Source organism: Streptomyces sp. R-74717, assembly GCF_047305335.1.
Lineage (GTDB): Bacteria > Actinomycetota > Actinomycetes > Streptomycetales > Streptomycetaceae > Streptomyces > Streptomyces atratus.
The window spans coordinates 1,315,943-1,337,564 of record NZ_CP102361.1 but is presented as its reverse complement, the minus strand read 5'-3'; the positions used below and the strand labels follow the sequence as shown (position 1 = coordinate 1,337,564).

Here is a 21,622-nt window from a genome sequence, read left to right as displayed (position 1 = left end):
GGGGCCGGACACCACCCGTACCCCGGCGGTCCCGCCGTGGGGCCCTACCCGCCGCAGCCCGCGCCCGTGCCGCCGCAGGGGTACCCGGGACATCCGCAGGGCTGGGGCCCGTACCCGCCACAGCCGCACGGCGGTGGCCCGCAGCCGCCGTTCCCGCGCCCGCCCCAGCCGCCGCTGACGCGCAGGCAGCGGATCCTCAAGTGCGTCTACAACCCGTTCTACGCCGCCCAGCGGGCCTTCCGCCCCTCGCGCCCGGGCGCCGTCGAGGACCTGACGGTGCGCAAGATCCAGATGTGGCGGACCGGGCTCGGCATCGCCGCCTGGCTCGTGCTGGTCATGTCGTACAAGCCGGTCAACACCGCCAAGGGCGTCGAGACCGTCGCGGGCGACAAGTTCGACCAGAGCTGGATCAGCACACTCGTCCTCGTGTGCGCCTTCCCCTTCGTGATCGCCCTGTTCGCGTTCGCCGCGCAGGGTGCGCTGCGCGGGCTCTACCTGCGTCGGTCCCTGAAGTCCTTCGGGTCGGTGGCGGCTCTGATGGGGTCCATGGCCACGTTCCCCCTCGCCGTCGCGCCCGATCCGGAGACCGCCGGCTTCCGTGACGCCATCGGGACCCCCGGCATGGTCGTCCTCATCACCCTCTGCGCGTGGTCGCTGGGCTTCGCCCTGTACGGGATCGCGCTCTGCCTCATGCACGTGTTCCGCACCGCCGACATCCACGAGGTGCTGCCGCCGATCCTCGCCACCTTGCTGGTGTGGGTGATGGCCGCCCTCGACGTGATCAACAACGAGAACGCCGAGGTTCCCGTCCTTGCCCAGATCGTGTTCCTGCTCGGCGCTCCGGTGTCGGTGACGGTGTTGTCATGCTGGGAACTGTACCGGCTGCGGAAGTACCACAACCTGACCGTGCGACAGGCCCTCGGCCGCTAGGTCATCTCCGCGTCGCTAAGAGGTGGCGCGGATAGGGGTGCGGTCATGGTCGGCGGTTCGGGCGTTCGTCCCAGCGGTGAGTTATCCAGGCCCGCCGGATCAGGCTGCGCACGGTGATGATCGTGTCGGTGAGGTCGAAGAATGCGTCGACGACGGTGGGCCGCGAGGCTGCCGCCGCCTTCATCGCCGTTATGAGCGCAAGCCGGAGCACTTCCTCGCGTTCGTCGGTATCGCTGCCGTCCTCATCGGCTACCGGCGACTTTGATGCAGACTCGGACCTAAAGATCCACGCACCGGGGCCGGGCGTCTTCTCGCCCGAACGCCAGTACTTGGACGAGCACGTCGCGCATCCGCTCGATGTCCTCGTCCGGCACATCGAGCTTTGCTTCGATTCTGGTGTCCTCCAAGCCCAGATTGTCCAGCGAAGCGGGGTCCAGTGACACGGTGAGCAACCCGTTCGACAGGGTCACTTCCCGGACACAGCCGTAGGCCGTCCCTTGGTCCTGCGTCACCAGGCAGTGGGTGTCGTGCCCCAGAGTCACGTCTTGACGGGACGGCTCGCCGATATTGCTCATGAAGAGCAGGAAGAAGCCATCGCCAGCCTCATCCTCGGCGACGCCCGCTTGGATCACGTCGTTGTCGAGGTCAACCCCTGCCGCTACTACACGAGCGGTGAATCTGTGTGTCATGGCCGGGTTCTAGCAGGTGCTCCAAGCCAGCCAGCAGGCAGGGCCCACGCCATAAGAAACGACGTCTAAGGATCAAGTGGAGCCAGGGGGCGGGTGACGGCTGCGGTCATAGGATGCGTCCGAGACGGCGGAGGGGGACCATGGACGCTGGTATTGCCTCATTGCTCAGTGGACTTGCTGGCGCAGTGGCCGGAACAGGCGGCACCCTCATCACAATCCGCGGCCTGAAGAGGCAGTCGGACCAGCAGCATCGTCGCGAGCGTATTGAGAAGCAGCGCGAGGCATATGGCGCTCTGAGCCGTGCAGCTCACGAGTTCGAGACCGCAGCCCTCAAGGTGTTATTGCAGCTCAGAGGCCTTCCGTCGATGCCCGACCCGGAGCCGGAGTTCATCATCGCCTATCGCGAAGCGTACTGGTCCATCGCTCACTGCATTGAAGACGTCGTCCTCGAAGGGCCTTCATGGCTGGTCCCCTATGCAGAAGCCATCCGTGAAGGGCGGGAGGAGATCCACTCGCTCACCTTCACTCCAGACCAGAAGCTCCGCTTTCCGGTCGATGAGCAGATGACCTCGCTGACTCTGCTGAGCAAGGTCGCTGTCATGTCGGCGAAGACACGTTCCTTCAATGAGGCCGCGAATAAGCACATAGAGACGGGTCAAGGCTGACCAGCGCGGAGTCGGCGATGCCAGATTGTGCCTACCCGTCCTGCTGTGGCGCCGCCGTCGCGGCCTGCGCTGCGGCGTTGAGATCCTCGGCCGCCCCAGAGGGCGAGCGCCACAGGACGTCGGGTCCGCCGAAAGACTTCATGACGATGGTTGCGATCCTCGGTCGTCCCGGAGGACGACCGCCATAGCCAGAAGCCGAATTCCTCCTGCTCGGCGTTGTCGTTACGATCCTCGGCCGCCCCGAAGGGCGACCGCCACCCCTGGGACATGAGTGCGGGAGTCGTCACCGACGTGGCGATCAAGCGCAAACTCCGCAACACCGTCGCCCTCATCAACGCCGGCAAGCCCGGATACGACATCTACGTCGAGGCTGGCGTCGTCTTGAACGCCCAGCACGAACGCGCTTACAACGAGGGCGGCGTCACCAACGAGACCGACGCCCGCACGTGGATGTGCCAGACCTTCTACGACGTGCGCATGTTCGGTGCGGTCATGACCACCGGAAGGGAAGCCAAGAAGGGCGAGGGCCGCAAGACCGCCGGGCGCGTGCAGGGCCCCATCCAGCTAACCTTCTCCCGCTCAGTCGACCCCATCACCCCGTTCGAAATCGGCATCACCTGCGTCACCCCAACCCGCATCGAGGACATCGAAGCCCTCAAGAACCCGACGGAGAAGAACCGCGGCAAGGAAACGGAGATGGGCAACAAGCACATCGTCCCGTACGGCCTGTACCGCGGCGAAGGACACTTCAGCGCCCCCCTCGCCGCCAAGACCGGGGCAACCTCGGAAGACCTGGCAGCATTCTGGCGAGCGTTCGCGATCATGCTCGACCACGACCACGCCTCCGCTCGCGGGGAGATGAGTCTCCGCGGGCTGTACGTCTTCACCCACGATGACCAGTACGGCCGCGCCCCCGCCAGACAGCTCCTCGACCTGGTCCACGTCAAACCCCTCGGGAACGCTGCGGCACGCGAGTTCAAGGACTACGCGGACGGCATCACGATCGATGAGGCCGCCATCCCCGACGGCATCACCCTGACCCGTCTCGTCGGCTGACCGGCATCGGTACAGGTCACTAGGCCAGCATTGCCCCCCGGCAGCGGCTCACTGGTTCGGCCGACCCGCCGCCCGGCCGTCGTACACAGGCCGGCGATGAGCGCGCAGATGCGCAGTGCGGCCACGGCAAGAGCGAAGCGTCGGCTCATCTCTTCACACGATCGGATGGATCTACCCAGACAGGCAGCACGACACCGGATCGAGTCGGACCGGCGCGATATTGGGGTCGGCTACTCGCGGCGCGCGAGCTCTTCCGGGGCGGGCCGGTGCCGGGTGACGTACGGGTGGCCGGCCACCGCCGACGAGACACGGACCCTGCACCTGCGCCCCGTCTCCCCCGCCCACCGCACCCCCAGCGGCACCCACGAGTCCGGCCTCGCTCCCCTCATCCGCAAAGCCGCCGACCGCCAGACCCAAACCCTCCGCCACCACCGCGAACCCGAGAAGAACTTCACCGAACCCGCCGCCCAAGCCGAACTCCTCCAGACCCAAGCCCAGCAGCGTCGTACCGAGCCCGACGGAACACTCGAAGACAGCATCCGCAACGACCTCGCCCATAGACGCCGGGGCGTTTTCTCGCACCCACAGCCACACCCCCGCTCTCCAGAGCTTCCTGACCATCACGCAGTCACGGCATAAGCCGGACTAGGTCGTGTTCCGGCGAATGCCGCCGCATTTGTCAGTGCCGGGCTGCACAATGCTGCGAAGTCATCCATCTGGAGCAAGGGAGCACCATGGACCGGCGCCTCATCCAGACTGCGGTTTTCGGAAGTTCGGACTCGGACGAGCCTGCTGTGTGCCCGGAGACCGTGGAGGAGCTGGAGGCTTTTCGGCGAACGCACGAGAACGACACCATCTGGTGCGGCACCAAGTTCGAGGGCGGCTGCGGGCGGCGGCTGACGACGCGGCTGTGCACCGACAAGATCTGTCATTTCGCGCATTACGCTTCCAACGGCTCGGTCGAGCGCTGCGGCCGGAAAGCGAAGGGCAAGGACAGTGCCAACCACTTGTTCGCCAAGGCTCACCTGGCGGCATGGCTGCACACGCAGGGCCTGACCGCCGAGTTCAGCTACCCCGAACCGCTGGGCTCCGCCGTGCTGGTACATCTGGAGGACGGGCGGATCCTCTTGGTCCACCTCGACCGCAACCGGCCCGTCAGCCGGGACGACAGCTCCTGGGAAGTCATCCTCGGGCCCGGCGTACGGATCGCTCCAGGCATCCTGGAGCAGCGCGGTTACGTGCAGCGCATCCGCTTCGAGGACCGGCCCGGCGGCGGCCGTGTCATGCGGCTGGGCACAGAACACCCGGGGGTGGGCACCACCTGGGACGGCCTGGAGGACGTCGAGCTGACGTCACGGGGCCTGAACACCTCGACCAGGCCCGACGCCGTCCGCGCGCCCATGGCCACGGGGCTGCGGCACAGTGAGTCCGGGGGGCGTTCGATCGTCAGTGTCGCGCCTTCCCGGTCGCGGGCGGCGAGCACCGCGCGTCAGGACGACCCGGTCAAACGCGCGCTGATGCATCTCGACCGCGCCATGCGTGATCAGCCGGACCGTTTATACAGCGCGGTGAGAACCATCCAGCAGCTCCTGGAGGCAGAGAAGGTCCCGGAGAACATCGCCCGGCTGCGCCTGGCTCTCGGCCGCGGTCAGACGCAGCTCGAAGAACGAGCCCGACAACGCCAGACCGTCCTGGCCCGGCTGCAGGAACAGCCCACATCCCTCCTCCTCACCAAGGCCACCCAGCTGATGAGGGATCTCGACGTGACGGCCGAGGAGCGGGAGGCGGTGCGTGTCGCACGGGTCCGGCACGACCAGGAGCAGGCCGCGCTCCGGCGTGAGCAGGAGGAGCAGCGCGCGGCCCGCCAGGCTCAGCGAGAAAAGGAATGGCGCGAGCAGACGGAGCAGCAACTGGCGGAGCAGCGTGAGCGCAACGAGGCCGCCCGACGGGAGCCGGCGGAGCGGGCGTTGGCCGTGCAGCGTGAACAAGAGGAAGCAGCGGAGCGCCAGGCACAGCGGAAACGCGCCGAGAGACTCGGCTACCTGGCGCCGTTCGTCATGGGGGCGCTGAAGAAGGCGGCCCGTGAGGAGCCGGTCACCACCTGGCGCGAGATGGGAGACAAGACCGGACAGCATGAGCTGAGCCGCCTCACCCACCAGGACAAACTGACACTGCTGGAGACAGCGGAGAACAAGACCCTCCCGGGCAGTCCCCTGTGGTCAGCTGTCCTGGCCGCCACCGGCAGCGATGACGCGCTGCGCCTGCACCGGGACCTGCTGCACCGCTTGCAGCGCCCCGCGCCCGCCGACGACACCGACCTCCTCGCCCAGATCACTGCGGAGTGCGTCCAGCTGCGCCGCCAGTGGTAAGAGCCTCAACGGCTTCTATAACTCCCGGCGCATCCAGAAGCGGCTCGGCTACCTCAGTCCGGTCGAGTTCGACGAGAAGCACTACGCCGACCAGGCAACGGCCAAACGGACGAACCTGAAACCCCGTCAACCCGCCCTGACCAGCTGATCAGCACCTCCCGCACGCCGGGGGAACCTCAAGGCGGGGAAGTCCGCGGGCATCGCCCGCCAGGAGATCCCGCCCGCGACCAGGTAACGGATCGCGTCCAGCATCTGGCGGTGGCAGTAGCCCTCGGGCTACCCGCCCTTCCCCTCCAGCCAGACCGGCACCGGCAACAACGGGCGCACCGCCGCCCACTCCACATCCGTCATGTCCGAGGGATACCGGCGTACCCGATCCGGATGATCAGCCGCATTCCCGTACACATGCGCGAGACAATCGCACGACACGACGGACGAGTTGAAGTCGAAGGGCGCGGGCGCGTACAACTGCGACAACAGGGCCTCCAGGAACCGCTCGGATGGGATCGCACCCCCGAACTACCGAGAGGCCCTACCTTCATGCGCCGACCGGCCGTAGATCACCCACGCGGGAAACTTGTTCGACCTGCACGTTCCAACATCGGTTGAGATACGGCTTGTCAGAACTGAGACTTCTGAAGGCGGATTGGAGTGAAGGGGTTACCCGGACCGTGGAGCACGTTCTGCACCACGGCTTCGAAGTCAGTACCAGAGGGGAGTACCACTGACTCATACTGATCAGCTTGGCCAGCCACTTCGTACGTGGGACCGTCCCCCAGAGTGATCGGGTACCAGCCATCCTTGCTTCCGCTGGTGACGTTTACCTCGACTCCGAATTTGCAGTCCTTCTTCCCTGCGAAGAAGTAGAGGTCGAACGACCTGGCGTCGGCTTGCTCTCCGCCGTCGAGATAGATCCCCTTCGAGAACGCGTTCCCCTTGATCTGCCACACTTCGTCGCTGTCTGCCGACTCTGAGATGACCCGGCCTGCGTTGATTCGCGGCCGCGGTACGGGCTCGGTGAGATCGAACGCGATGTCAACCGGAACCACTTCATCTCCGCCATCCCCGATGGGCGGAGGGACGACGGCAGTCCCTGCATACTTCGTGGGCTCACACTTCAGATTTGTGAGCCGCATGTTTTGGATTACTACGGTCCCCTTGTGCAGCGGGGATAGCGTGACACGCACCACCTCTACACCAACCTGAACTGCCCGATTCTTCGTGAACCAGTTCGTATAGGCAGCCGTTCCGTAGACTGCCTGCTCGCCTTCTCCGAGTTCGAGAGTTCGCTCGGGAAACGCGTAGCGGGTGCTGTAGAAGGCTGGGCTACCACCTGCGGCGCTTTGGATCGGCGGCCCAGCTTCCTTCGCGTCTTCCTCATCCTTTTCTGCCTGGTCACGCGCTTCCGCCTTCTGATCCGTCTTGGAGCCGTTCTGGCCTTGGATCGTCACGACAAGTCCCCAGACACTGACCACCGCGGCCACGACTGCACCGATGGCGATCATCCACGGGTTCAACCTCCGGAACCACTTGGGCTCCGCGTCTGGACTGTCACTGTTGGCGGCAGGCGTGGAGGGGGCCTGCCCGGGTGTCGGCTGAGTTGCGGGGGTGGTGCCTTGGGGTGGGTGCTTGGGGTGGCAGCCCTGTGCCTGGTTGAGCTGGTGCTTGAGGCGTCGATCCGGCTGTCTGCGATGGTGACACCCACCCCGAAGGGGGAGGTTGCGACGGAGGTCCAGCGCCAGGCGGCGGATTAGGTGGCGATGCAGACATGGGCCCCCCGTAGATCCTTCTTTGGTGGCGTTGGAAGCGTGTTTTAGCAGAACTGATGTCGGCCTTCAACTCGGCCTATGGACCTGAGTTGACTTTCAGTCACTACGGGCCCCGAGTTGGACAGTTCCGCCGCCGGTTCCCCTCCGCCTGATCTCTCTGGCCGCTCGTGGCCAGCTGCGGTAGCGAAAGAGCCCGGCCGGGCAGAAGCCGTCGCCTGGCCACGTCTGTGGTCGAGAGTCGACACCGTTGGCCCGAGAGGCTGGTCCCTCCCCGACGCGGACTGCCCGCGCGGCCGCCCGGTGCGGTATCCACCGGCTGGGCCTGTTTCACCACCGGTGATCAGCTTTTCACCCCAGCCCCCTGTACCCCGGATCAGCGCTCTGGCCCGGGGTACAGCCGTGTCTCCACCAGCAACGCCGCCTGGTTCGGCACTCTGTGCGCATGACCGACGTCTTTGACCACGCCCCGCAGGTATGGAACGCCGCGCAGCTCCGCGCAGCACTCAAGGACCTGCCCGACGACACCCCCATTCACATTGGTGTCGCCGAAGACCCCGGCGACTTCGGCGGGTACCGCGAATCCGTCCTCGTCGACGCCCACCACGTGGAGAACTGGTGGCCGGCCACTGGCACCACACCCGAACGGGCAGAGAAGGAGAAGGCGCTCACTCTCTTTGCCGACTGGACGCCCGGAGAGTACGACCTGCTCGACTGAACCCACGACGCCGCAGGCGAAGGACGTCGTGCCGTACGTGCAGTCCGACGAGGAAGGCGAGCGCCCCTAAAGCGTGTTGCACCTCAATCCCCGCATCGACGACCAGTTTCTCAACCTTCGGTAAGAATGCTCAGCCTTGTTGGGGCGACGGGTGACCTCTCGCAGCGAAGGTTGAGCGTTTCTCAGCGAAGATTGAGTGGGGTCCAGGGCTTCGGAGCGGAGGAGGTATAGCCGATTCGTGATTTTGAAGCGTCTGGGATGTGTGGCGGTGGGCGCCGTCGCGGAAGCTTCTTCTGAGAGGGGCAAGAAGAGGCTCGGTGAACACCCGACAAAAGCGGTGCGGAGAATGTCGGGTGATCGGGACCGGTGCCGCCGCACGATGGGGGCATGGATGACACGACCTTGGTATCCCGCTTCCTCCACGACGGCTTCGTGAAGTTGGAGGGCGCCGTCGCGCCGCGCGTGGCCGCGGACTGCGCGCGGCTGCTGTGGCGAGAGACGGGCTGCGACCCGGACGATCCAGCAACGTGGACGCAGCCCGTGCACTGGGTGGCCGGCATGGCACAGGGGCCGTTCGCCGCCGCACCCAACTCCCCGTCCCTGCAGCGCGCGTACGACCTGCTCGTCGGCGCGGAATGCTGGGAGCCGCGCTACTCGCTGGGCACGTTCCCGCTGCGCTTCCCGCACGAGGAGGAGCCGGACGACGCGGGCTGGCACATCGAGGGGAGCTATCTGCCGGAGGGCGAGAGCTGGTACTTCACAAATCTGCACTCCCGGGGCCGGGCGCTGCTGATGCTGTTCCTGTTCAGCGAGGTCGGTGAGGAGGACGCCCCGACCCGGATCCGGGTCGGCTCACACCTCGACGTGCCGAAGGTGCTGGAGAAGTACGGGGAGGACGGGGCGAGCGGGCTGACCCTTGCGCCCGATCTGGTGGCGGCGTCCGACCACAGGCCACTCGCCCTCGCCACCGGGTCCCCGGGCGACGTCTTCCTGTGCCATCCGTTCCTGGTGCACGCGGCGCAACCGCACCATGGCGTGCGGCCGCGCTTCATGGCCCAGCCGCCCCTGATGCCTGCCGCGCCATACGAACTGGAGCGGGCCGACGGCGCGTACTCACCCGTGGAGATCGCGATCCGTCGGGGCCTGGGACAGGACACCCCCGGTCCGGACGGGGACGGCACCGACCGCAGCGCCGGGTAGACATGCCTCATCCGTACCTAGAACAGGGCGGAGGACCAGTGCCCGGCAGCGGCACGTCCGGCAGCGCCGCGCCCCCGGCGCCTGACGCGGTGCGTCGGCGCAGTCCGGAGTCAAAGAAGTCCAGGTCGAAGGCGCCAAGCACAGGATCGCCGTACGCGAGAACCGGCTCCCCCACCGTCTCCCCAGACAGCCAGGCGTCAACGGCCACTCAACCTTCGCTGGGAATCGCTCAACCTTCACTGTGAGAGATCAACGGGGTGCGGGTCTGGGGCTGGGGTTTCGGCGCGCCATTCGCATTCAAAAATCGAACATGCATACCATTGTCGCGTGCCCACGTACGCCGACTTTCCTGAAGATCTCCGCGCAGCCCAGGTCGCTCTCCTCGAGACCCGCACCGCGTACGAGCAGTACGCCACCACCCTGCCGTGGTCAGCCGAGCCGATGCCCGGCTGGGAGAGCGACAAACAGCTGCACAGCACCTACGTGTCCGCGAAACCGGACAGCCCCGGGTACACGGAAGAGCAGGCCGCGGAAGTGTCGCGGTTCCAGGCAGAGCTGCGCCGGCTGAGTATCGAGGTGGTCACGCACCCGTACTGGCAGTCGTTGGCCGGCCCGGACCTGGTCGAGGCCCGCATGGTGCTGCGGCACGCCCACGAGTCCACCGAGGATGAGGCCGCGTAGCCATGTCTGTGCCCGGAGCCATATCGGACCTGGACAAGAACCGGGCCCTGGCCGACTGGCTGGAGTGGCAGCTTCGCCAGGTCAGGGGCCGGATCCGGGAGCTCGAAGCCAGGACGGAGCAGGAGCGGCGTGCCCGGGAGCGGGCACGTGCCGAGCAGTCGTGGAAGATCCAGCCCCGGCGTTCGGGCGAGATGGCGATGCTGCACCGCGGAGGGTGTGGCTTGTACAGCGCCCAGCTCGGGTTCCTCACCCGGGAGGAAGCGATGATCGCTTTGGCTGAGCCGGACATCGAGCCGTGCCAGATCTGTAACCCGCAGACGGGGTTGGAGCAGGCGTAGGCCGTACGGCCCGCTGCTGTAGCGCGATACCCCGCGGCCGCCACCCGGCTACTGGAGCGGGGCGGCTGGCGTGTCACCGGTCCTCTGGACGCAGACTCCACCGTCGTCGGACGGCCCTGTACACCGCGACTGTCGAGAAGGCCGGCGAGCAGCCGTCGGAGGTTAGGCGCTTCTGGGTTTTCGGCTGCTCGTCTTCTTCTTCGCCGGGGTCTTCTTGGGCGGGGCTGTTTTTGCCGCCTTCTTGCGGGGCTTCATCTCGTGGACGGTGGCGTGTTCACCTGTTTCTCCGCGGGATTCTCTGGCCTTCTGCACGCTGGCGTTCAGCAGGGGCATTGCGTGATTGGGATTGGTCCGGTTCGCCGGTCTCGTGAGTGACGTGGCGTCATGTCCGTTGTGCGGCAAGGGGGCCGGGAGAGCAGAGCAGGCACGGTGCTGGTGATCATGTGGTTGTCGAGACCCATGAGAACCGAGCGAGACCGTGCCTGCCCGAACATCATCGCCCATCCCATCCCTTCCGCACTGGAGCAGCTGGGCTCCCTGACTGATCCCCTTACCTCAAGCGATGTCGCTGACCTGCGGCGTTTCCTGATCCTGGTCGCCGATCCCCGCGATGCGCGAGGGCTGCGGTATCCGGCCCTCGCGTTGCTGTGCGCAGCCGTCTCGGCGGTGCTGACCGGGGCTCGCTCGCTCATCGCGATCAGCGAGTGGATCACGGATGCCCCGCAGCATGTGCTGGGCGTCCTCGGCTTCGCTGCCGATCCACTTACCGGTCTGCGGCCGGTGCCGCACGCCGCAACCGTGCGCGGCCTGCTGCAGCGTGTGGACGGTGACGCGCTGGACGCGGCGATCAGCGCGTATCTGCAGGCCAGAACGCCGCCCCCGGTCGAGCCGGAGGCGGAGATAGGGCCGGTGCGACGGGTGATCGCGGTCGACGGCAAGGTGGTCCGCGGATCGCGAACCGCAACGGCCGCGGCGATCCAGTTGCTGGCGGCGGTGGACCACTACGGCGTGGTCCTGGCCCAGCGGCAGGTCGCTTCCAAGAGCAACGAGATCCCCTCCTTCGCGCCGTTGCTGGACGGTCTCGAGCTGGAGAACACGGTGGTGACCGCCGACGCCCTGCACACCCAGCACGACCACGGGGCCTATCCGACCAGTCGCGGCGCGCACTACGTGGCCGTTGTGAAGAAGAACCATCCGGGCCTGTACGCCCAGGTCAGGAAGCTGCCCTGGCGGGACATCCCGCTCGGGCACCGCACTCGCGACCACGCCCACCACCGCGACGAGATCCGCCGGCTCAAGGTCGCCGCGTTCAGCCACCTCGACTGCCCCGGCGCCCGCTAGGCGATCCAAGTCGTACGGTGGCGACGCGACTTGAGCACCGGGAAGCTGACCATCGAGCGCGTCTACCTGATCACCAGCCTGAGCGTCTTCGACGCCACCTGCACCGAGCTCGCCACCTGGATCAGAGGCCACTGGGGTATCGAGAACCTCCTGCACCACGTGCGGGACCGCACGTTCCGCGAGGACGACTCCAAGGTCCGCACCGGCACCCTGCCCCGCGCCATGGCCTCCCTGCGCAACCTCGCCATCAGCGTCTTCCGCCAGGACGGCCAGACCAACATCGCCGCCGCCCTCCGTCACACCGGCCGCGACTACCACCGGCCCCTACGAGCCCTCGGTCTCACGTGACGAACCCAGACAGATCTCGATCATGCAATGACCCTGACTGGGCGGTGAAGACGACGGGTGGAAGCCGCCGCTTCGACCGCTCCAAGTGCTCCTTGAAGAGAAGGGGCTGAGGCAGGTTGGCGGGAAGAATCCAGGCCAGCGAGACAGCCACCTGCGCCATTCCGGCCGGGAGCGCCTCGCAGCGATGACTTCCGACATAGCTCTACAGGCCGTAGGCCACTCGGCTCTGCCTTCGCCGCCCCTCCCCTCCGGGCCGACTTCTTGCCGGGCGGCCGGACACCACTGCGGGCGCGTGGAGGTGGTGCAGGGCTTCGGCGTAGTCGCGTGACGTCCGGTTTGTGATTGTGGCTGAGTGCTTCACCTGGCGGCTGCGAGCCCTTCATCTGGCGCGTTCCTGTGCCGGGCATCGAGCGCGAATGCCTACTTCTGTCTCATCGAGCACCACGATCTTCGTGCCGTCGCAGGCGGCATCGGTTCCCTTGTCTCATTTCCCGAGCCCCGGGGTCGGCGCTGTGGCACGGTGCTCCGTCGGAGTGGTGCCGCGGAGGCGTTTGAAGGCGACGCTCAGCGCGAACGTGTTGGCGTAGCCGACCTTCCGGGCGATCGAGCCGACCGTGGCGTCCGTCTCGCGCAGCAGGTCGGCCGCCAAGTCGATGCGCCAGGAGGCGAGGTAGGTCATCGGCGGTTCGCCGACCTGTGCGGTGAAGCGGCGGGCGAGTGCAGCGCGGGACAGTCCCGATTGGGCCGCCAGGTCCGCCACGGTCCATGGGCGGGCCGGATCGTCGTGGAGCAGCCGCAGAGCGTGGCCCACCGCCGGGTCGTCCATCGCGCGGTACCACGTCGGTGCATGCGCCTCGGACTGGTCGAACCAGATCCGCAAGGTGGAGAGGAGCATCAGGTCCAGCAGTCGGTCGCGCATCACCTGCTGTCCGGGTTTGTCCCTGACGATTTCCTCGACCATTAGATCCAGCAGCGGGCGGTGATAGTCGGCGTCGGGGATCACTAGGACGTCGGGCAGCGCGTGGAGCAGCCGTTCGCTGATCTCGCCCCGGCCGGTGTAGGCGCCGCTGAGAAGGAGGGCTGAGCCGTCCGGACCTTCGCCGGTCTCGCCGTCGTAGGTGCCGCGAAGACAGTAATCGGTGTTGTTGACCACGACCTGCGGTGGGGTGGCCGGGTCGTCCGCGACCGTATACGGCGCCCGGCCGCGGATGATCGCGATGTCTCCGGTGCCGACCGGCACCGGCTCGCCCTCCGCGGGGACGATCCATGCCCGGCCGCGCAGCATCGTGGCCAGCGTCAGGGGTGAGCCGCTGGCGAACCGCAGGGACCACGGCCGGTTCATGACTGTCCGCCGGAACAGGGCACCCCGTGCCCTCACCCCGTCCAGCAGTTCGGAGAGCACATCCACACCCCTAGTGTAGACGCGTAGACATCGAAGTGAGCCTCCGAGCCATGGATCGTCTCGCGAGAAGCGTCTTGACTGGCCTCATGACCAAGCATCCGATTTTGGTAACTGGCGGCACGGGCAAGTCCGGCAGCCGGGTCGTGTCCCGACTGCGAGCGCAAGGGGCTCCGGTCCGCGTGGCATCGCGCTCCGGCGAGCCGCAATTCGACTGGCTCGACCGCGCCACATGGGACTCCGCACTGGAGGGCGTGAAGGCGGTGTACCTCGTGCCGATCGATGGGGAGCTTCTCACCCGCCCCCTCATCGAGCGCGCCGTCGAGCTCGGTGTCGAGCGCGTCGTACTGCTGTCGGGGCGCGGTGTGGATGTGCCGGGATACTCCGGCGAGGCCAGCATCGCCGGCGCCACACACGTGGACGGTGAGTGCGCGGTGCGCGACAGCGGTATCACGTGGACGATCCTGCGACCCGCCTGGTTTGCACAGAACTTCAGCGAGGGCATCTTCCTGGACGCGATCCTCGCCGGTGAGCTGAGGCTGCCGGCCGGGGACGGCGCGGCCTCCTTTATCGATGCCGAGGACATCGCCGCAGTCGCGGTCGCAGCACTCGCCGAGGACGGCCACGGCGGGCAGAGCTACGAACTCTCCGGGCCTCGGGCCCTGACCATCGCCGAAGCCATCGCCGAGATCTCCCAGGCCACCGGCCGTGACATCCGCTACGTCCCGCTGTCCCCCGAAGCGTTCGTCGCTGAACTCACCGGACAGGGATGGCCGGCCGCCGAGGCGGAGGACTACGCGGAGGCGGTGAGCCCGATCCGGCGCGGAATGGACAGCTACATCTCTGACGGAGTACAGCGCGCACTGGGCCGGCAGCCGCGTGACTTCTCCGACTACGTGAAAGCGTCCGTCGGAGCGTGGCGCGACTGAGCACCCCCGCGCCCCGATCCCGCCGCCGTCCCGGCGTCCCCGCGCCCAGCGCGGCCGCGCCCCGCCAGCCGGTCGACCGGGCGAAGGTCGGCCGCAGCTCGGTCCGCCGGTGCGCCACCGGCATGACCGCCACCGAGGCCGCGGCAGCGCTCGAGGACGCCCGGCTGCACCAGCACCTCGACCGCAACCGCGAGGACCTGGCCGACGACGAACGCGGCCCCGCCGAAGTCGCGGAGTGGGAACGCATCGCGCAGCTGCTCGCTACCACTGGCGGGACGTACGACCCGCAAGCCGACGCCGTCGTCCAGGACGAGCTCGCCGCCGAAGCCGAAGACGAACTCCGGGACCTGGAGCTGGAGCAGGAGCGCCAGGAGTGGCTGCACTCCAACGGACTGCCCGAACGCGCCGACATGCTGAGGGCCCTGGAGGGAGCCGGCCTGCTCGATGCGGCCGGGGCGTACGGCGCCGAAGGCCCGCTCGTGCTGCACGAGCCCGAGGACCACTTCGCGCTCGACCACATCAACGAGTACGGCGACTGGCGCCTGTTCGCCATCCTGGAGAGCCACGACCTGACCCCGCCGAAGGACATGGAGGCGGTCCCGGCGTCGGTGCGGGCACACAGCGCGCTGCTGCGGACCATGGCCCGGACCGGGAGGCTGGAAGGCTTCGACGCGGGCCACGCGGTGCGCCTGGCGCAGGCCGACCCGGACGCCGTCCTCGCGCTCGCCGCCTGGATCGACGGCCGCGGCCGGAGCGCCCAGTGAGCGCCGACGGCCCTGTGGTCGCCACGTGGGTGCAGTCGACGGGCTGCGGAACCCGGTACCGGGAACGGCGATGTGCCTTCAGAGGGGGCCAAACACGGCCGGAACAGGCAACCGTAGTACACACCGTGCCCCTGATCTTGCCCGGAGCCGCGTATCCGCAGGTCGCAGCAGCCCACTCGGCAGGCCGCCCGTGACACGCCTGTGACCGGAACTGTGGCCTACACCACAGCTCGGCGCTCGCACCCCTGATGGGGTGACCTGATGTGCAAAGTCACTTCTCTCCTTCCGGCCCTCGCCGCACTCCTGCTGCTCACGGCGTGCGGATCCGAACAGGCGGGCACCCCCGGCGCAGCCACCCCCGCGTCCGGGACCGCCGTCACCACCCAACCCGTGGACGGCGTCCGGATCACTTCGGTGACCATTCCCTCCGCCACGCCCACCCCCAACTCCGACGGGTTCTCCGTCCACGCCGACCCCCTCCCCACCGGTGACTCCGGGATCTCGGCCGCCTACGAAGTCACCAACAACGGCACCGAGGCGCTGACGTACACGATCCTGTTCGACTTCACCACGGACACCGGCGAGGTCATGGGCAACAGCCACGAGACCGTGCGCTCGGTCGGCCCCGGTGCGACCGAGCGCGGCACGGTCCGGCTGGGCGTGCTGGCCCCCGGAGCATCCCGGGTGACCCGCGTCAAGGTCTCCCGGGTGACCAAGGTGCCCGCCGCCGAGGCGCCGCCCGCGTCCGGCGAGTGTCCACCCTCCGGCATCCGCCTCACCACCGATGACGGCGACGCCGCGATGGGGCTGCGCGTGGTGGGCTTGCACCTGGAGAACTGCGGGAAGCGCGACTACTCACTTGACGGCTACCCGCTCCTGGAACTGCTGGACAAGGATCTGTCACCCGTCCAAGGCGTCCGGATCGTACATGGAAGCGGCGGCATCAGCACCGGTACCGGATTTGACGAGGCCCGCCCGCTGGTCCTGAAGTCGGGCGAGAGCGCCCTTTCGGGCCTCATGTGGCGCAACACCACCGAGTCCGGCGCCGCCGTCAACGTCCCGTACGTCAGGGTGCGGGCCGAGCAGGGCGCCGATCCGGTGACCGTGACGCCCCACCTCGATCTCGGCACCACCGGCAAGCTGGCCGTCCGTGCCTGGACGCGCCCGCCGAAGTAGGACCCCCGCACGGTCTCAGCGCCTCCGCTGCGGCCATCAGAGGGGGGTTGGTGGGAGCGGCGCCTGATCGTGGACGGGGGCCAAGGGGCAGGGGGCGGCCCCAAGGGCCCTACTGAGCTGCACCGACCAGATTGGTCGAAACGCCTGAACCGAACCACATCAACTGAGACGAGCAGCACGAGCAACGCGCATCTGACCAGATCAGCCGAGAATCCGGCTCCCGCCCCGTCTCAACCGATCTGGTCGCCGCTGGTCGGGCCACATGTCGTAAACCAGATCCGTTGAGATGGGACAACCCCCGTTCCAGGCCCGATCCGGCGTGACAGCGTGACAGCGTGACACCCCTGCCCGGCGGCCCAGCCGGGTGATCACGCTCCGTCCCCATCCGAGACCGGCGCCGACGCCCTCCTGGCGGTGTGGGAGCACCCTGGAAGGGTGCGCACGAAGGATGTCCGGATCGGGAAGACGTACCGCTGCGAAGTGCCGTTCGCGCTGCCGGCCGCTCGGTACCGGCCGGAGACGCTGGGCAGCTCGTGGTGGGCCCTGAGCTGGCTGCGCGGCACGTACTTCCCGATGACAGTCGTCGACGTCGACCTCCAGGCCCGGACAGCGGAGGGCCTGCGCGTAGCCGCCACCACGCGCATCACGGTCGGCCTCACCGACGACCAGGTCCAGGCCGTCGGCCTGCCGCCCGGCCACGGCTACCAGGTCATGGGCATGCTGCTCGACGTCGAAGGCGAGCCGGTGGAGCTGCCCCGGGTCGCCTCGCTCACCGTTCCGATTCGCTGGCTGCACCCGATGGACGAGCCGGTCTCTCCCAGCCACCACGACGCCTCCCTCCGCGGCGGCTGATTCCCGGCGGCCCGGTTCGCCCGTACCCGGCTCCAGCGTTCCGCCGCGGCGATACCGTGGTGGAACACGCCAGATGACAGCCCAGGAGCCCCGGATGAGCGAGCAGCCAGCCCTCGTGCCCGACCGCCAGCCCCTCGATGAGCACGCCGCCGCGTCCGCCCGCGCGTACGCGGCCGACCAGCGCGCGCGGGTCGACGTCCTCGCCTCGGTGCTGGAGGACATCGCCGCCCACGGCTACCCGTCCCCGGAGACGGGCGTGCTGTGGGAGGAAGCCCGCGACGCCCACCTGGATCACCTCGCCGGTGAACAGCCCCGTGTCGCCTGAGCACGCACCGCGCCGGTCCCAGGTCGTCCTGGTGGAGCCCGCGCTGAGCCAGCTGACAAAGCTCACGGCGAGCGAGACGCACCGCCTGGACCGCGCAATCGTCGCGATCAGCGTCAACCCCGAACTGGGCACCCCGGTGCCCAACACCCTGCTGCGCGACTACGTCGACGACGTCGACGGGGTCCGCGTCATCTACTACGTCACGGCCCTTCGACAGATCACCATCGTCGCGTACGTCGAGGCGTAGGAGCCTCCCGAGCACCCGTGCAGCGCCCCGGACCACTGGCTGGTCCGGGGCGCTGCTGTGTCTGCTGCCCCCTGCTGTGGGTGCGGCGATCGTTATCTAGGGTTGTCAAGCAACCTTGCTGGTAGCTGGGGAATAGCCTTGTAAGGCAAGTTGGGCACGTTCCTAAGCGACCGTGATCATGATCTTGCCCCGGATGCGCGCTGCCCGAGGGCAGCGCGCATCCCGAGGCTGCGGGCGGGCTGAGTGGTGCTCGCGGGGGAGGCGAATTCCAGGGCACTGCGCCTCTACGAGTCGCTGGGCTTCCGCGAGTACGGCCGCCTGCCCGCCTTCGTCGCCGTCGGCACGCTCCGCTTCGACAAGGGGTTCTGCATGCTGGGCCTCCGGCCAGAGCAGTAACCCACGCGCGAGCAAGGAGCCCGTCCTCTGCGTGCCGTAGGGGCAGCGGGGTGGGCTCTCTTACGGCCGTGCCTGCGAGGGCAGGGTGAGGATTTCGACTCCGTCGTCGGTGATGGCGATGGTGTGCTCGCTGTGTGCGGTCCGGCAGCCCGTCGCGCTGCGCAGCGTCCAGCCGTCGGCGTCGGTGACGAGCGTGGCGGTGTCGGCCATGACCCAGGGCTCCAGGGCGAGCAGCAGGCCGGGGCGCAGCTTGTATCCGCGGCCGGGCCGTCCGGTGTTCGCGACGTGCGGGTCCTGGTGCATGGTCGAGCCGATGCCATGGCCTCCGAACTCGGTGTTGATCGGGTAGCCCGCCTCACTGAGGACCGTGCCGATGGCGTGGGAGAGGTCGCCGATGCGCGCCCCCGGCTTTGCGGCGGCGATGCCGGCGGCGAGCGCCCGTTCGGTCGTCTCGATCATCGCGACGCTCTCCGCGGGCCTGGCCTTGCCCACCAGGAAGCTGATCGCGGCGTCCGCGGCCACCCTGCCCCTGGCGACGGCCAGGTCGAGGGTCAGCAGGTCCCCGTCGGCCAGCGTGTAGTTGTGGGGCCGCCCGTGGAGCACGCTGTCGTTGACGGCCGTGCAGATGTAGTGACCGAACGGGCCGCGCCCGAAGGGAGGCGCGTAGTCGACGTAGCAGGACTGCGCTCCTGCCTCGGTGATCATCTCTTTGGCCCACTGGTCGATGTCCAGCAGGTTCGTCCCGACCGTGCTGCGCTGCTTCAGCGTGTGCAGGATGTCTCCGACCAGGGTGCCGGTGCCCCTCGCCCGCTCAAGCTGCGCGGAGTTCAGGATCTCAATCATGGGGGCCTCTCACGTACGTCCAATAACTATCCCGGTCTAACTGTACCGGTATTAGAATGGGGGCATGGTCAGGTTGCCGCTCACCCCCGCCGAGGTAGAACGCGGACAGCGCCTCGGCGCCCTGCTCCGCCGAGCCCGGGGCTGCCGCTCGATGCTCGACGTGGCACTCGCTTCGCACATTTCGCCGGAGACTCTTCGGAAGATCGAATCCGGCCGTGTGGCCACCCCCGCCTTCCCGACCATCGCAGCGATCGCCGACACCCTGGGCCTGTCTCTCGACGCGGTCTGGGCCGAGATCAGCCAGCCGGAGCGCACCATCGAGGATCAGTCGGCCCTGTCTGTCGCACGGCATGCATCGCTGGTTTCGTAGGGCCGCGCTCAGAGGGGCAGCGGTTCACCCACCGCGCTGTGCCGGTACGCCTGCCCGCATGCTGATCACCTCGTCGACCAGCGAGCACGCGCCGGTGCAACACTTACCGCCCATCACCTGGTCGAGGCTGTGCCTGACACCCATCGGATATCCGTAAGGCACGGGGGTTCAGAGCTGCATGCCAAACATGCCTGACTATCAATTCGCACCCGAGATACCAGGGACGTGGTGGGCGGTGCTGCACGGGTGCCAGAGAGCGATGACACTCCGCGGCCGGCGCCCCAGGCGGCACACGGGTGCTGCTCGTGCAGCGGGGCTCGTGCGGTGCGGGTCGTGGACGGTGCGAGTCAGGGCAGGCAGCAGCGGGGGAGGGTGCCGCTGCCGCCGGAGGATCTGCGGGTCGTTCTGGCTCCGGTCGACCTGGTGTGGGCGCGGCTGGAGCGTCCGGCCGCCCGCCGCCTGGTGGAGGCCGCCGCCCGCAGCGAGCTGGCCCGGGTGATCGGGTTCGCCGGTCGAACGGATGCTCCGCAGGTCCTCGCCGACCGGCTCGCCCGGCGCCTGGCCGACCAGATGCGGCTGGCCGGGCCGATCAAGGACCCGGTGGGCTGGCTGATCGGCCTGGCCCTGCCCCAGCGCCAGCAGTGCGGCGACGTGCGGTGCGACGACCGCGTGCTGCTCGACTCCGGCCAGGACTGCCCGCGCTGCGAGGACCGGCAGGCCGACCGCCGTGCCCAGCGCCACGCGGTCGCGGCCGCCGTCGACGCCGCGATGCCCGGGGCCTCCGAGGCGGAGCGTCGCGCGGCCACCGACCGGCAGTTGCACGAGACCGTGACGGCCAGGGCGTGGGCGAAGGCGTACGAGTGGGAGCAGCACCGCGCCCGGCAGGCCGAAGCGAAGGCGGCCCGCGCAGAAGCCGCCGTCGCGCAGCCGGTCGCCGATGTTCCGGCCGTGCCGGTGGCCCCGGTCGTGCTGCGCGCGCCGTGCCCGGCCGCCGTCGTTCTCGCCCCGGAGCCGGAACCCGCCGACGTCGACGACCAGGAGCTGGTCCTCGAGGACCTGACCCGCGAGCAGGTACGCGACTGGCGGGTGCGGGCGATGAAGGACCACCAGGTGGTGTTCGACCACATCGACCGCTACGGCGAGCCGTTGGCCTGGCGCCTGTTCAGCAACCAGCTGGTCGACCAGGCGCAGCACCTCTCTCGGCTCGGGCACTTGGACCTCGGCTACGCCACCGGGGGGCAGTCGTGAGCGGCGGCGAGGTGTCCGGCGTCGACCTCGCGCGCCAGGCCCTGCTCGCGGCCCGGGAGGCGGCAAAGAAGAACGGCGCTTCCCGGAAGGAGAAGCCGAAGCGGCGCACCGGCGCGGCTCTACGCCGGGACGGCCGCGAACCGCTCGGACTCGGCAGCGCGATCATCCGGATGACGACCGAGCGCGGCATGGTCGCCCCGGCCGTCGGCGGAAGTATCCTCGCGCAGTTCGACGACATCCTCGCCGCGGCCGTGCCCGAGCTCGCCGGGCGGGCCCAGGCCGTGGCCTTCGACGTGGACACTGGCCGCCTGGACGTCGCCCCCGACGCCCCGGCCTGCGGCACCAAGCTGCGCTGAAGCGCGCCGAAGCTGATCGCGGCGGCCAACGAGAAGGTGCCCGGCGGATGCGTCCGCGCCCTGCGCGTCCTGGCGCCCGCACCCGTGAAGGCCGGCCCCGCCACAGCGGCCGCCGACCCGGACCCGCAGCAGGCCGCCCCCGCCGCGCCGGTGGAACGCCGGACGTCGCCGGACGGCTATCGCCGCGCGATCGAGGCGCACCGCCAGGCCGCGCCGCCGTCCCGAATCGACCCGGACATCACACAGGCGGTGGAGCGGCAGACCGCCGCGATGCGGGAGCTGTCCCGCCGCGCGTTCCCCGAGCCGCCCACAGTGCCGCACCCCGGGCAGGGATCCGGTTCCCCAGGAGAGACGCCAGGCCCGCCTACTCCTCTCGCCCGCGTGGGCGGCCCTCCCCGAACCTTTCTCGCTGGCTGGTGCGGAGGCTCCTATTCCGAAGATCGGATTCAGGTCAAATTTCCCCAGTAGTTACCAGCAGCATATGCAGCGTTTGTGTGCACGCATCGGTTAAAGGGCCAGATTGGTGCACCGTGATCGGTTTTGAGCCTTTGGAGGTCAACTCTTTTCGTGTGCACCGCACTTGCCTACGGTGATCACTGCGTCACGTTGGGGCCCC

25 protein-coding genes and 2 pseudogenes are annotated in these 21,622 nt (G+C 68.4%); 22 read left to right on the top strand and 5 right to left on the bottom strand.

Annotation, left to right across the window (positions count from 1 at the left end):
* Positions 1 to 973: 973 nt before the first annotated feature.
* A pseudogene (locus NRF20_RS06190) lies at positions 974 to 1,093 on the bottom strand (IS5/IS1182 family transposase); the annotation flags it as partial.
* Here NRF20_RS06190 and NRF20_RS06185 point away from each other — a divergent pair.
* A pseudogene (locus tag NRF20_RS06185) lies at positions 1,094 to 1,195 on the top strand (IS5/IS1182 family transposase); the annotation flags it as partial. It abuts the pseudogene before it with no gap.
* 13 nt (positions 1,196 to 1,208) lie between these two features.
* Here the strand turns inward: NRF20_RS06185 and NRF20_RS06180 are convergent.
* A complete protein-coding gene (locus tag NRF20_RS06180) occupies positions 1,209 to 1,619 on the bottom strand; it encodes an Imm10 family immunity protein (RefSeq protein WP_398634817.1) in 411 nt (136 codons plus the stop codon).
* Positions 1,620 to 1,759: 140 nt separating this feature from the next.
* Here NRF20_RS06180 and NRF20_RS06175 point away from each other — a divergent pair, with 140 nt between their 5' ends.
* The 4 genes from NRF20_RS06175 (at position 1,760) to NRF20_RS06160 (ending at position 5,709) form a co-directional block, all read left to right on the top strand.
* The gene (locus NRF20_RS06175; protein WP_398634816.1) at positions 1,760 to 2,284 is read left to right on the top strand and encodes a hypothetical protein; all 525 of its coding nucleotides are present in this window, start codon (positions 1,760 to 1,762) and stop codon (positions 2,282 to 2,284) included.
* A 267-nt stretch (positions 2,285 to 2,551) separates the two neighbouring features.
* A complete protein-coding gene (gene cas7c / locus NRF20_RS06170; RefSeq protein WP_398634815.1) occupies positions 2,552 to 3,340 on the top strand; it encodes a type I-C CRISPR-associated protein Cas7/Csd2 in 789 nt (262 codons plus the stop codon).
* Positions 3,341 to 3,505: 165 nt separating this feature from the next.
* Positions 3,506 to 3,979 carry a hypothetical protein gene (locus tag NRF20_RS06165; RefSeq protein ID WP_398634814.1) on the top strand — a complete coding sequence of 158 codons (474 nt, stop codon included), beginning with the start codon at positions 3,506 to 3,508 and terminating at the stop codon, positions 3,977 to 3,979.
* Between the two features lie 95 nt (positions 3,980 to 4,074).
* A complete protein-coding gene (locus NRF20_RS06160) occupies positions 4,075 to 5,709 on the top strand; it encodes a hypothetical protein (protein ID WP_413752174.1) in 1,635 nt (544 codons plus the stop codon).
* A 620-nt stretch (positions 5,710 to 6,329) separates the two neighbouring features.
* Here NRF20_RS06160 and NRF20_RS06155 read toward each other — a convergent pair.
* Positions 6,330 to 7,214 (bottom strand): hypothetical protein, encoded by an 885-nt coding sequence (locus NRF20_RS06155; protein WP_398634812.1) that lies wholly within the window; start codon positions 7,212 to 7,214, stop codon positions 6,330 to 6,332.
* Between the two features lie 706 nt (positions 7,215 to 7,920).
* Here NRF20_RS06155 and NRF20_RS06150 point away from each other — a divergent pair.
* From NRF20_RS06150 to NRF20_RS06125, 6 genes are all read left to right on the top strand, one after another.
* Positions 7,921 to 8,193, top strand: a complete 273-nt coding sequence (locus NRF20_RS06150; protein ID WP_266726666.1) for a DUF6225 family protein — start codon at positions 7,921 to 7,923, stop codon at positions 8,191 to 8,193.
* Positions 8,194 to 8,580: 387 nt separating this feature from the next.
* Positions 8,581 to 9,393 (top strand): phytanoyl-CoA dioxygenase family protein, encoded by an 813-nt coding sequence (locus NRF20_RS06145; RefSeq protein WP_413752173.1) that lies wholly within the window; start codon positions 8,581 to 8,583, stop codon positions 9,391 to 9,393.
* Positions 9,394 to 9,720: 327 nt separating this feature from the next.
* The gene (locus NRF20_RS06140; RefSeq protein ID WP_413752172.1) at positions 9,721 to 10,074 is read left to right on the top strand and encodes a hypothetical protein; all 354 of its coding nucleotides are present in this window, start codon (positions 9,721 to 9,723) and stop codon (positions 10,072 to 10,074) included.
* A 2-nt stretch (positions 10,075 to 10,076) separates the two neighbouring features.
* The gene (locus NRF20_RS06135) at positions 10,077 to 10,412 is read left to right on the top strand and encodes a DUF6233 domain-containing protein (protein ID WP_413752171.1); all 336 of its coding nucleotides are present in this window, start codon (positions 10,077 to 10,079) and stop codon (positions 10,410 to 10,412) included.
* Between the two features lie 459 nt (positions 10,413 to 10,871).
* Positions 10,872 to 11,753, top strand: coding sequence for an ISAs1 family transposase (locus NRF20_RS06130; RefSeq protein WP_413752169.1), 882 nt, complete (start codon positions 10,872 to 10,874; stop codon positions 11,751 to 11,753).
* A gap of 30 nt (positions 11,754 to 11,783) precedes the next feature.
* On the top strand, positions 11,784 to 12,101 hold the full coding sequence (locus NRF20_RS06125; protein WP_398634806.1) for a hypothetical protein: 318 nt from the start codon (positions 11,784 to 11,786) through the stop codon (positions 12,099 to 12,101).
* Positions 12,102 to 12,585: 484 nt separating this feature from the next.
* Here NRF20_RS06125 and NRF20_RS06120 read toward each other — a convergent pair whose 3' ends face one another.
* Positions 12,586 to 13,509: an AraC family transcriptional regulator gene (locus tag NRF20_RS06120; RefSeq protein WP_398634805.1), complete on the bottom strand. Its 924-nt coding sequence runs from the start codon at positions 13,507 to 13,509 to the stop codon at positions 12,586 to 12,588.
* A gap of 44 nt (positions 13,510 to 13,553) precedes the next feature.
* On the opposite strand from NRF20_RS06120, the gene NRF20_RS06115 reads away from it, so the two are divergent.
* From NRF20_RS06115 to NRF20_RS06085, 7 genes are all read left to right on the top strand, one after another.
* Positions 13,554 to 14,429, top strand: a complete 876-nt coding sequence (locus NRF20_RS06115; protein WP_398634804.1) for an NAD(P)H-binding protein — start codon at positions 13,554 to 13,556, stop codon at positions 14,427 to 14,429.
* Positions 14,417 to 15,193 (top strand): hypothetical protein, encoded by a 777-nt coding sequence (locus NRF20_RS06110; protein ID WP_398634803.1) that lies wholly within the window; start codon positions 14,417 to 14,419, stop codon positions 15,191 to 15,193. The genes NRF20_RS06115 and NRF20_RS06110 overlap by 13 nt, the downstream gene beginning before the upstream one ends.
* 261 nt (positions 15,194 to 15,454) lie before the next feature.
* Entirely contained in the window at positions 15,455 to 16,369 is a 915-nt protein-coding gene (locus NRF20_RS06105; RefSeq protein WP_413752168.1) for a DUF4232 domain-containing protein, read from the top strand.
* 435 nt (positions 16,370 to 16,804) lie between these two features.
* Positions 16,805 to 17,221: a hypothetical protein gene (locus NRF20_RS06100; RefSeq protein WP_398634983.1), complete on the top strand. Its 417-nt coding sequence runs from the start codon at positions 16,805 to 16,807 to the stop codon at positions 17,219 to 17,221.
* 94 nt (positions 17,222 to 17,315) lie between these two features.
* On the top strand, positions 17,316 to 17,546 hold the full coding sequence (locus NRF20_RS06095) for a hypothetical protein (RefSeq protein WP_413752167.1): 231 nt from the start codon (positions 17,316 to 17,318) through the stop codon (positions 17,544 to 17,546).
* A complete protein-coding gene (locus NRF20_RS06090) occupies positions 17,524 to 17,793 on the top strand; it encodes a hypothetical protein (RefSeq protein ID WP_413752166.1) in 270 nt (89 codons plus the stop codon). The genes NRF20_RS06095 and NRF20_RS06090 overlap by 23 nt, the downstream gene beginning before the upstream one ends.
* A gap of 243 nt (positions 17,794 to 18,036) precedes the next feature.
* Entirely contained in the window at positions 18,037 to 18,189 is a 153-nt protein-coding gene (locus tag NRF20_RS06085) for a hypothetical protein (RefSeq protein WP_413752165.1), read from the top strand.
* A 60-nt stretch (positions 18,190 to 18,249) separates the two neighbouring features.
* Here NRF20_RS06085 and map read toward each other — a convergent pair whose 3' ends face one another.
* Positions 18,250 to 19,032 carry a type I methionyl aminopeptidase gene (map, locus tag NRF20_RS06080; RefSeq protein ID WP_398634980.1) on the bottom strand — a complete coding sequence of 261 codons (783 nt, stop codon included), beginning with the start codon at positions 19,030 to 19,032 and terminating at the stop codon, positions 18,250 to 18,252.
* A 64-nt stretch (positions 19,033 to 19,096) separates the two neighbouring features.
* Between map and NRF20_RS06075 the strand changes: the two genes are divergently transcribed.
* The 4 genes from NRF20_RS06075 to NRF20_RS06060 all read left to right on the top strand — a co-directional run bounded on the left by NRF20_RS06075 (position 19,097) and on the right by NRF20_RS06060 (position 21,474).
* Positions 19,097 to 19,402 (top strand): helix-turn-helix domain-containing protein, encoded by a 306-nt coding sequence (locus tag NRF20_RS06075; RefSeq protein ID WP_398634979.1) that lies wholly within the window; start codon positions 19,097 to 19,099, stop codon positions 19,400 to 19,402.
* Positions 19,403 to 19,735: 333 nt separating this feature from the next.
* Positions 19,736 to 20,650 (top strand): hypothetical protein, encoded by a 915-nt coding sequence (locus NRF20_RS06070; protein WP_413752164.1) that lies wholly within the window; start codon positions 19,736 to 19,738, stop codon positions 20,648 to 20,650.
* Complete coding sequence (locus NRF20_RS06065; protein WP_413752163.1) at positions 20,647 to 21,006, top strand: hypothetical protein; 360 nt, start codon at positions 20,647 to 20,649, stop codon at positions 21,004 to 21,006. The genes NRF20_RS06070 and NRF20_RS06065 overlap by 4 nt, the downstream gene beginning before the upstream one ends.
* Before the next feature lie 36 nt (positions 21,007 to 21,042).
* A complete protein-coding gene (locus tag NRF20_RS06060) occupies positions 21,043 to 21,474 on the top strand; it encodes a hypothetical protein (protein ID WP_398634976.1) in 432 nt (143 codons plus the stop codon).
* Positions 21,475 to 21,622: the final 148 nt, after the last annotated feature.